The organism is Bradyrhizobium sp. IC4060 (genome assembly GCF_020193715.1).
GTDB lineage: Bacteria > Pseudomonadota > Alphaproteobacteria > Rhizobiales > Xanthobacteraceae > Bradyrhizobium > Bradyrhizobium yuanmingense.
Genome location: NZ_JADYVJ010000003.1, coordinates 871,003 through 880,000 on the forward strand (window position 1 = coordinate 871,003; position 8,998 = coordinate 880,000).

Annotated in this window: 10 protein-coding genes (1 of these 10 cut by a window edge); 8 read left to right on the forward strand and 2 right to left on the reverse strand. The window is 65.3% G+C overall.

The genetic code is table 11. From position 1 onward, the window contains the following. Positions 1 to 74: 74 nt before the first annotated feature. A complete protein-coding gene (locus I6F16_RS15930) occupies positions 75 to 1,619 on the forward strand; it encodes an acyl-CoA synthetase (RefSeq protein ID WP_225111504.1) in 1,545 nt (514 codons plus the stop codon). A gap of 118 nt (positions 1,620 to 1,737) precedes the next feature. Here the strand turns inward: I6F16_RS15930 and I6F16_RS15935 are convergent, their stop codons facing one another. Further along, positions 1,738 to 2,280: a methylated-DNA--[protein]-cysteine S-methyltransferase gene (locus I6F16_RS15935; protein ID WP_225111503.1), complete on the reverse strand. Its 543-nt coding sequence runs from the start codon at positions 2,278 to 2,280 to the stop codon at positions 1,738 to 1,740. A 134-nt stretch (positions 2,281 to 2,414) separates the two neighbouring features. On the opposite strand from I6F16_RS15935, the gene I6F16_RS15940 reads away from it, so the two are divergent. Both I6F16_RS15940 and I6F16_RS15945 read left to right on the forward strand, forming a co-directional pair. Beyond that, positions 2,415 to 3,233, forward strand: a complete 819-nt coding sequence (locus I6F16_RS15940; protein ID WP_225111502.1) for an alpha/beta hydrolase — start codon at positions 2,415 to 2,417, stop codon at positions 3,231 to 3,233. 2 nt (positions 3,234 to 3,235) lie between these two features. Further along, on the forward strand, positions 3,236 to 4,048 hold the full coding sequence (locus I6F16_RS15945) for an alpha/beta hydrolase (RefSeq protein ID WP_225111501.1): 813 nt from the start codon (positions 3,236 to 3,238) through the stop codon (positions 4,046 to 4,048). Between the two features lies 1 nt (position 4,049). Here I6F16_RS15945 and I6F16_RS15950 read toward each other — a convergent pair whose 3' ends face one another. Next, positions 4,050 to 4,505, reverse strand: a complete 456-nt coding sequence (locus I6F16_RS15950; protein WP_225111702.1) for a carboxymuconolactone decarboxylase family protein — start codon at positions 4,503 to 4,505, stop codon at positions 4,050 to 4,052. 100 nt (positions 4,506 to 4,605) lie between these two features. Between I6F16_RS15950 and I6F16_RS15955 the strand changes: the two genes are divergently transcribed. The 5 genes from I6F16_RS15955 to dctP form a co-directional block, all read left to right on the forward strand. Further along, positions 4,606 to 5,505 carry a sigma-70 family RNA polymerase sigma factor gene (locus I6F16_RS15955; RefSeq protein ID WP_225111500.1) on the forward strand — a complete coding sequence of 300 codons (900 nt, stop codon included), beginning with the start codon at positions 4,606 to 4,608 and terminating at the stop codon, positions 5,503 to 5,505. A gap of 141 nt (positions 5,506 to 5,646) precedes the next feature. Continuing rightward, positions 5,647 to 6,324, forward strand: coding sequence for a GntR family transcriptional regulator (locus tag I6F16_RS15960; protein ID WP_225111499.1), 678 nt, complete (start codon positions 5,647 to 5,649; stop codon positions 6,322 to 6,324). A 167-nt stretch (positions 6,325 to 6,491) separates the two neighbouring features. Beyond that, positions 6,492 to 7,292 carry a phytanoyl-CoA dioxygenase family protein gene (locus tag I6F16_RS15965; protein ID WP_225111498.1) on the forward strand — a complete coding sequence of 267 codons (801 nt, stop codon included), beginning with the start codon at positions 6,492 to 6,494 and terminating at the stop codon, positions 7,290 to 7,292. Between the two features lie 153 nt (positions 7,293 to 7,445). Further along, on the forward strand, positions 7,446 to 8,759 hold the full coding sequence (locus I6F16_RS15970; RefSeq protein WP_225111497.1) for a Gfo/Idh/MocA family oxidoreductase: 1,314 nt from the start codon (positions 7,446 to 7,448) through the stop codon (positions 8,757 to 8,759). 180 nt (positions 8,760 to 8,939) lie between these two features. Beyond that, a protein-coding gene (dctP, locus tag I6F16_RS15975; protein WP_035996972.1) for a TRAP transporter substrate-binding protein DctP crosses the window boundary here: on the forward strand, positions 8,940 to 8,998 show its start. The gene runs 1,030 nt beyond the window's last position; only the first 59 of its 1,089 coding nucleotides appear in the window; its start codon is at positions 8,940 to 8,942; its stop codon lies beyond the right edge, outside the window.

The following is an 8,998-nucleotide window of genomic DNA, read 5'->3' on the forward strand; positions in this document are numbered from 1 at the left end:
TAGGCGAAGAGCGGTTTGCCCTTCTTCCCTATTCGCCACTCGCTACTCGCCATTTCACGTTTTGAGGAAACGCCATGACCCACCCCTGTATCCACGCCAAGACGACGCCCGACAAGATCGCCTACCAGATGGCCGGGACCGGCAAGGCGATCACCTATCGCGAGCTCGACGAGCTCTCGAACCAGGGCGCGCATCTGTTCCGCTCGCTTGGCCTCAAGGCCGGCGACCACATTGCGCTGTTGATGGAGAACCGCCTCGCCTTCATGGAGCTGTGCTGGGCGGCACAGCGCAGCGGGCTCTATTACACCGCGATCAGCCGCTACCTGAAGCAGGACGAGATCGATTACATCATCGCCGATTGCGGCGCCAAGGTCGTGATCACGACGCCGAAATGCGCCGACCAGATCAAGGGCCTGATCAAGGGCGCGCCCGGTGAGCCGATCTTCTACATGATGGACGAGCCGCTGCCCGGCTTCCGCTCCTACGACAAGGAAGCCGCCGCGCAGCCGACGACGCCGATCGCCGACGAGGTCGCCGGCTACGACATGCTGTATTCGTCGGGCACCACCGGGCGCCCTAAGGGAATCAAGAAGGCTTTCGAAGGCAACAGGATCGACGTGCCGAACGCCTTCCTCCGCGTGCTCTGCGCCGACATGTGCGGCATGAATGCGGAGAGCACCTATCTGTCGCCGGCGCCGCTCTATCATGCGGCACCCCTGCGCTTCAACATGATGGCGATCGTGCTCGGCGGTACCTCCATCATCATGGAGCATTTCGACGCTGAAGAGTTCCTGAAGCTGGTCGAGAAGTACAAGGTGACACAATCGCAGCTGGTGCCGACCATGTTCGTGCGCATGCTGAAGCTGCCGGACGAGGTGCGCACGAGGTACGACGTCTCCACCCTGAAGGGCGCGATCCACGCCGCCGCGCCCTGCCCGGTCGACGTCAAGGCGAAGATGATCGAATGGTGGGGGCCGATCCTGATCGAGTATTACGCCGGGTCTGAAGGCAATGGCGTCACCGTCTGCAACTCGCAGCAATGGCTGGAGCATCGCGGCAGCGTCGGCCGCGCCGTGGTCGGCAAGATCAAGATTCTCGACGAGAACGACGAGGAGCAGCCGGTCGGTGAGATCGGCACGGTCTATTTCGCCGACGCGCCCGCCTTCACCTATCACAACGACCCCGAGAAGACGAAGAAGGCCTACAACGCCAAGGGATGGTCGACGCTCGGCGATGTCGGCTATCTCGACAAGGACGGCTTCCTCTATCTCACCGACCGCAAGTCCTACATGATCATCTCCGGCGGGGTGAACATCTATCCGCAGGAGACCGAGGACGTGCTGATCACGCACCCTGAGGTCGCCGACGTCGCGGTGTTCGGCGTGCCGAACGAGGAGATGGGCGAAGAGGTCAAGGCGGTGGTGCAGCCGCACGACATGAGCCGCACCGGCAAGGCGCTCGAAGCCGATTTGATCGCTTATTGCAAGAGCCGCCTCTCCGCCATCAAATGCCCGCGCTCGATCGATTTCGAAGCCGAGCTGCCGCGCACGCCGACCGGCAAGCTGGTGAAGCGGCATTTGCGCGATCGGTACTGGAGGAAGACGGCGGCGAAGATCTAGTTGAGGTCTCGTAGGGTGGGCAAAGGCGCGAAGCGCCGTGCCCACCACCTGTCCAGGTTACGACGATATGGTGGGCACGCTTCGCTTTGCCCACCCTACGAGGTCAGCGCAAGCATCCTCAATCGAACAAGCTCGGCGTGTGGTTCACCAGCGCGCCTTCGATCTCCAGCATCTTCAGCTTCGTGACCACGCCGCCATTCGCCGAGAAGCCGCCGGGCTTGTTGCCCGCGGCGAGCACGCGATGGCAGGGCACGACGATCGGGCACGGGTTGCGGCCGAGCGCCTGGCCGACGTCGCGAGACAGCTGGACGCCGCCGAGCTGTTTTGCGATGTCGCCATAGGTGATGGTCTTACCCGGCGGAATCGCCCGGGCGATGTCGTAGACGCTGCGGTTGAACTCGGGCACGCCGTCGAGGTCGAGCGGAATGTCGATGAGATCGTCCGGCTCGCCGGCGAGCAGTTTCGTCATGCGATCGATCGCCTGTTGCACCTCGGCGGTCGGCTCGGCCTCAACGGCGTCGGCATGACGCTGGCTGATGCGGGTGCGGATCTTCTGCTCGCCGCCCATCGGCAATTGCGTGCCGTTGATGCCCCGCGGGCCCCAGGCGATGGCGCACAGGCCGATCCTTGTGTCGAACAGGGCAAAATGCTGGTCGGTCATGTCTAGGTTCCTGGCTTGCTTCCGTTGCAGGCCCCCACTTTGATGTCGTGCCAAATCTAGGCTTGGAAATAGTTGCGATCCACCCGGTTTCCGGGAATCTTGCACAGGCGGTCCAATCCTCTCCCGAGCCCATCATGCAGAGCCTCCACGTCAACGGTTACGACATGCCCTATCTCGACGTGGGCGAAGACAGGGGCCGTCCGCCTCTGGTCTGCGTGCATGGATCGCTGAACGATTTTCGCGTCTGGGGCTGCGTGCTGGGGCCGCTGACGCAGCGGCACCGGGTGATCGCCGTCAGCCTGCGGCACTTCTTCCCGGAGCGCTGGGACGGCGTCGGTGACACCTATTCGATCGCCCAGCATGTCGAGGACGTCATCGCCTTCATCGACAAGCTCGATGTGGGACCGGTCGATTTGATGGGCCATTCCCGCGGCGGGCATATCTGCTTCCGCGTGGCGCAGCAGCGGCCCGATCTCTTACGCCGGCTGATCCTGGCCGAGCCCGGGGGCGAGCTCGATGCGAGCCTTGATCCGGACTACGTCGGCGGCCCCTCGCCGCTGCTGGCGCGCTTCACGGCCTCGGCCGAGAAGATCGCGGCCGGCGATGTCGACGGCGGGCTCGCCGTCTTCGTTGACACGCTGGAAGGCCCAGGCACTTGGCCGCGATTGCCCGCGATGGTGAAGCAGAACCTGCGCGACAATGCCTTTACGCTGATCGGCCAGGTCCGCGACAGCCGCCCGCCGTTCTCGAAGGCGGATGCGGAGGCGATCAAGATGCCGACGCTGTTCATCCTGGGCGCGCGGACCAAGGGCCTCTTGCCGAAAGTGCTGCATGCGCTGGCCACGCATGTGCCCTATTCCAAGACGGCGATCATCCCGAACGCGACGCATCCGATGTTCGAGCAGGCGCCGCAGAAATTCTCCGAAGTGGTTTTGGATTTTCTGGCGAGCTGACCATGCAAAGCTTCCGCGTCAATGGTTACGACATGGCCTATCTCGAGGTCGGTGAGGGCCCGCCACTGGTCTGCGTGCACGGCACACTCGGCGACTTCCGCACCTGGTATTCCGTGCTCGGTCCGCTGTCGAAATCCCATCGCGTGATCGCGGTCAGCCTGCGGCACTTCTTTCCCGAGCATTGGGACGCCGTCGGCGACGACTACAAGATGGCGCAGCACGTCGCCGATACGATTGCCTTCATCGCGCAGGTCAGGCCCGGCCCCGTCGACCTGATGGGCCATTCGCGCGGCGGACACATCGCCTTTCGCGTGGCGCAGGCGCGGCCTGATCTGTTGCACAAGCTGGTGCTGGCCGAGCCCGGCGGCGATCTCGACCCATCCCTGCCTGTGCCCGAAGGCACGCCCGCGCATCCGTCGCTGGCGGCCCGCACGGCGCGATCGGTCGAGATGATCCGCGGCGGCGACCTCGAGGGCGCGGTGCGGAATTTCTACGAAGGCATCGAGGGCGACGGTTCCTGGCGGCGCGTGCCGGCTGCGGCCAAGCAACAACTCCGCGACAACGCGCTCACCTTCCTTGGCCAGATCAACGAGCAGCGCCGGCCCTACACCCTCAGCGATGCGCAGGCGATCAGGACGCCGACGCTGCTGATCGGCGGCGGCGCCACCACCGGCAGCCTGTCGGTGATGTGGCGCGTGCTGGCCGCGCACATCGCGGGCGCCGAGACGGCGGTGATCGCGAACGCCGGCCACTGGATGTTCGAGCAGGCGCCGCTCGAGTTCGGCGAGGTGGTGAGCAGATTCCTGGCGAAGTAGCTCACACCTTCCACACGCCGACGGGCATTTTGATCGCCGCATTCAGGCGGTTCCACACGTTGATCGTCGCGATCGCGAGGATCAGGGTGGCGAGCTCGCGCTCGTCGAAGTGCTTGGCGGCTTCGTTCCAGATCGCATCGGGCACCGGATCCTCGCGATCGGCGAGGCGCGTGACGGCTTCGGTCAGGGCCAGCGCGGCGCGCTCGGGGTCCGTGAAATAGGGCGCCTCGCGCCAAGCGGATACGGCGAACAAGCGCTCGTCGGTCTCACCCAGTCTGCGGGCGACCTTCGGGTGCATATCGACGCAGACGCTGCAACCATTGATCTGGCTGGCGCGCAGGTGCACCAGTTCGAGGAGCCTTTCCGGCAGACCCTGCTTTGTCAGGTTGCCGAGGGACTGAAGGACATTCATGGCCTCCGGCAGGACCATGACGGGATGATTCATGCGGGCGTGCATCATGTTGCGTCTCCATCTGTCGAATTTAGAGGGTTCCGGTCACATCGGCCGGATTGGCTTCGTCATGGGCATGACGGATCGCGACGAGGGAATGTGACCGATGACCGAAGAAAATTTTCTGACCGAGCAGTTCGAGGCGAGCAGGGATCATTTGCGTGCGGTCGCCTACCGAATGCTGGGCTCGCGCGCCGAGGTCGACGATGCCGTGCAGGAGGCTTGGCTGCGGGTCAGCCGCTACGACCTGTCCGACATCGCGAATTTGCGCGGCTGGCTGACCACGGTCGTGGCGCGCATCTGCCTCGACATGCTGCGCGCCCGGAAGTCGCGTCGCGAGGATCCGATGGGTCCGCACGTACCCGAGCCGGTCGACGATACAAGCGAGCGAGAGGCGGAGATGGCCGATTCCGTCGGCGCGGCACTGCTGGTCGTGCTGGAAACGCTGCAGCCCGCGGAGCGGCTCGCCTTCGTGCTGCACGACATGTTCGCCGTTCCGTTCGAGGAGATCGCGCCGATCGTCGGCCGTTCGGTCGATGCCTCGCGGCAGCTGGCGAGCCGCGCCCGGCGGCGCGTGCAGGGCGCACCGGTGCCCGAGACGGATCTGACGCAGCAGCGAAGGATCGTCGATGCATTTCTTAAAGCCTCGCGCGAGAGCAATTTCGAAGGGCTGCTCGCGGTGCTGGATCCCGACGTGGTATTCCGCGCCGATCAGGCGGCGGTGCGGCTCGGCTCGCTGGCGGAGGTGCGCGGCGCCGAGGCTGTCGCGCAGCTCTACAAGGGCCGCGCCCGGACGGCGCGCACGGCGCTGGTCGATGGTGAGTTGGGTGCTGCCGTCATCCTCGGCGGACAGCTGCGCATTGCCCTGCGCGTGACGTTCGTGGGCGAGCGGATCGGGGCGATCGAGGCGGTGGCCGATGCGGACGACATCGCCACGATGGAGGTGGAGGTGCTGGATGGGTCAGATCCGGACCCGTTGTCGCGAAAACAACCCCATGCACAGTAGACGGACTCAGGAAATTCAACAGCTTACCCGGGTGACGTGAAGCCCTTGGGATCGCCCGAGATACGGCTTGACGCTCCACCTTGCCGAGCGTAAGTTCGAATACGGAATTCCGTATTCCTTCGTTCTTCTGGAGCTGCCGGTGTGATCCCTCTCGACCCGCTCCCGAACCTGATCGACCAAGTCTATGCGCGGATCCTGGAGGCGATCTCCGACCGAACGCTTCGGCCCGGCCAGCGCATCCGGCAGAACGAGCTCGCCGATCGGCTCGGCGTGTCGCGCCAGCCGGTGTCGCATGCGCTGCATCTGTTGCATCGGCAGGGCCTGGTCGCCGAGAGCGGCCGCCGTGGCTTTGAAGTGACTCAGCTCGATCCCGCGCGCATCCGTCAGCTCTACGAGGTGCGCGGCGCCATCGACGCGCTGGCGGCCGGGCTGGCCGCTCAGCGCGCGGCCAGCGACGCAGCGGGACGCGCGCGACTGGAGGCAGCGCTCGCCGCCGGGCGCTGCAGCGACCGCGACACCACGCTATCCGAGCTCATCACCCTCGATGTCGATTTTCACCGCGCGATCTATCAGCTCGCCGGCAATCCCGTGATCGAGGAGACCATGGCGCCGCAATGGCCGCACATGCGTCGCTCGATGGCGACGGTGCTCTCCGAGCTCGATTATCGCGCCAGCGCCTGGGCGGAGCATGCCGATATTGCCGCGCACATTTTCAGCGGCAACGCGAAAGCGGCCGAACGCGCCGCGCTCGCGCACGCGCAGACGGCGGGACGGATGACCGAGGAGAGATTGCGGGCGACGGAAGAGGCGGCGGCGTAGCGATTGCCACCGTCATTCCGGGGCGATGCGACGGGACCTCTCGAAGCGCGGCCCGGGAGCGTCGAGCCCGGAATCCATCGGGCGGCAGAGACTGCGGAGGAATGGATTCCGGGCTCACGCTTCGCGTGCCCCGGAATGACAAAACAAAGCAAACAGGAGGACGGCCCATGAAACTGTCTCAGGAGCAATTGGAGTTCTTCCACCGCGAGGGCTGGCTGTTCCTGCCCGAGCTGTTCGCCCAAGAGGAGGTCGACCTGCTCGCGCGCGAGGCGGTCGCCATCTATGAGGCCAACCGGCCGGAGGTCTGGCGCGAGAAGAGCGGAGCGCCGCGCACGGCCTTTGCCGCGCATCTCTACAACGAGGCGTTCGCGATCCTCGGCGCGCATCCGCGCATGATCGAACCGGTCGAGCAGGTGTTCGGGGAGCCCGTCTACATGCACCAGTTCAAGATCAACGCGAAATCGGCCTTCACCGGCGACGTCTGGCAATGGCACCAGGATTACGGCACCTGGAAGCGCGATGACGGCATGCCGGAGCCGCGGGCGATGAACATCGCGATCTTCCTCGACGAGGTGATGCCGATCAACGGCCCCCTGATGCTGGTGCCGCGCAGCCAGAACGCCGGCGATCTCGAGGCTTCGCACGATCTTGCCACCACCTCTTATCCGCTATGGACGCTGGACGAGCATACGGTCACGCGCCTCGTCAAGCAGGGCGGCATCGTCGCGCCCACCGGCAAGCCCGGCGGCATGCTGATGTTCCACGGCAATCTCGTGCACGGCTCCAGCGGCAACATCACGCCCTATCCGCGCAAGATCGTGTACCTGACGCTGAATGCGGTCTCGAACCATATCCGCACACCGACACGACCGGATTACATCGCCCATCGCGATTTCACGCCGATCAAGACGGTGGACGACGATGCGCTGCTGCGGTTGGCGCGGGCACCACGGCAGGCGGCGGAGTAACCTGTCATTCCGGGGCGACGCGGAGCGTCGAGCCCGGAATCCATCGGGCCGCAGTGCTTGTGGAGAAATGGATTCCGGGCTCGCGCTTCGCGCGCCCCGGAATGACGAAGTTTGACAGTGTCACCTGACAGCCATAGCGATCTCGGACCCCCCATGAACCTCTTCCGCCTCCTGCAAGCCCGCGCATCCGCCGGCAAGCCCATCCGTGTCGCGCTGATCGGCGCCGGCAAGTTCGGCTCGATGTTCCTCGCACAGGTGCCGCACACGCCGGGGCTGGAGGTGCCCATCATCGTCGACATCGACCGCGACCGGGCCCGCGAGGCCTGCCGGACCGTCGGCTGGGATGCCGAACGCATCGCCGCGACCGTGTTCACCGATGACGGCGCGCGCGCCATTGCCGGCGGCGCCATGGACGTGGTGGTAGAGGCGACCGGCAATCCCGCCGTCGGCATTGCCCACGCGCGCGCCGCGATCGCGGCGGGCAAGCATATCGTGATGGTCAATGTCGAAGCCGACGTGCTGGCGGGCCCGCTGCTCGCCGACGAAGCGCGCAAAGCCGGCGTGGTCTATTCGCTCGCCTATGGCGACCAGCCGGCGCTGACGGCGGAGATGGTCGATTGGGCCCGCGCCACTGGATTTCACGTCATTGCCGCCGGCAAGGGCACGAAGTACCTGCCGGCCTATCACGACGTGACGCCCGACGGTGTCTGGCAGCATTACGGCCTGACCGCGGGCGAAGCGCAGTCGGCCGGCATGAATCCGCAGATGTTCAACTCGTTCCTTGACGGCACCAAATCGGCGATCGAGATGGCCGCGATCGCCAATGCCTGCGGCCTCGACGTGCCCGCGGACGGCTTGGCGTTTCCGCCGTGCGGCGTCGATGATCTGCCGCACATCATGCGGCCGCGCTCGCGCGGCGGTGTGCTGGAGCGATCCGGTGTCGTCGAAGTCGTCTCCTCGCTCGAGCGCGACGGCCGGCCGGTGTTTCGCGACCTGCGCTGGGGCGTCTATGTGGTACTGGAGGCGCCCAACGACTATGCCGCCGATTGCTTCAGGCAATACGGCCTCAAGACCGATGGGAGCGGACGCTATGCCGCGATGTACAAGCCCTACCATCTGATCGGGCTCGAGCTGAACATCTCGGTGCTGTCGGCCGCGCTGCGGGGCGAGCCCACCGGGCAGCCTTACGGCTTTCGCGGCGACGTCGCCGCCGTGGCCAAACGTAACTTGCGTGCCGGGGAGATGCTCGACGGCGAAGGCGGCTACACGGTATGGGGCAAGCTGATACCGGCGGCCGCGAGCCTCAGGGCTGGGGCCCTGCCGATCGGGCTCGCACATCGCCTCAAGCTTAAGCACGACGTCGCCCATGGCACGTTGGTACGCTGGAGCGATGTCGAATTCGACCCGGGCAACGAAACGGTGAAGGCGCGCAAGGCCATGGAAGCCGCGTTCGCGCCGCAGCATTGATCGGCTTGGCAGGCGCACAACCAAAGCGAGCTTGATTTGCTGTTCCCCTTTGGTCATGCTGCCTGCGATCCGGGAACATTGAATTTCGGACACCAAGAAACGTCGGCCACCGGCGAAAGATGAAGCGGCGTCAAGACCGCGATCCCTCGTCGAGGACACGACACCGCAGGAGGGAAACGCATGGAACGTCGTAAATTTCTGAAGGCAGGCGGACTGGGCCTTGCCGCAAGCGCAATTGC

Excerpts from the sequence above, each read along its gene's own strand:
- I6F16_RS15930 (WP_225111504.1), top strand. The coding sequence starts at position 75 with ATGACCCACCCCTGTATCCACGCCAAGACGACGCCCGACAAGATCGCC.
- I6F16_RS15935 (WP_225111503.1), bottom strand. The coding sequence starts at position 2,280 with ATGACCGACCAGCATTTTGCCCTGTTCGACACAAGGATCGGCCTGTGC.
- I6F16_RS15940 (WP_225111502.1), top strand. The coding sequence starts at position 2,415 with ATGCAGAGCCTCCACGTCAACGGTTACGACATGCCCTATCTCGACGTG.
- I6F16_RS15945 (WP_225111501.1), top strand. The coding sequence starts at position 3,236 with ATGCAAAGCTTCCGCGTCAATGGTTACGACATGGCCTATCTCGAGGTC.
- I6F16_RS15950 (WP_225111702.1), bottom strand. The coding sequence starts at position 4,505 with ATGCACGCCCGCATGAATCATCCCGTCATGGTCCTGCCGGAGGCCATG.
- I6F16_RS15955 (WP_225111500.1), top strand. The coding sequence starts at position 4,606 with ATGACCGAAGAAAATTTTCTGACCGAGCAGTTCGAGGCGAGCAGGGAT.
- I6F16_RS15965 (WP_225111498.1), top strand. The coding sequence starts at position 6,492 with ATGAAACTGTCTCAGGAGCAATTGGAGTTCTTCCACCGCGAGGGCTGG.
- I6F16_RS15970 (WP_225111497.1), top strand. The coding sequence starts at position 7,446 with ATGAACCTCTTCCGCCTCCTGCAAGCCCGCGCATCCGCCGGCAAGCCC.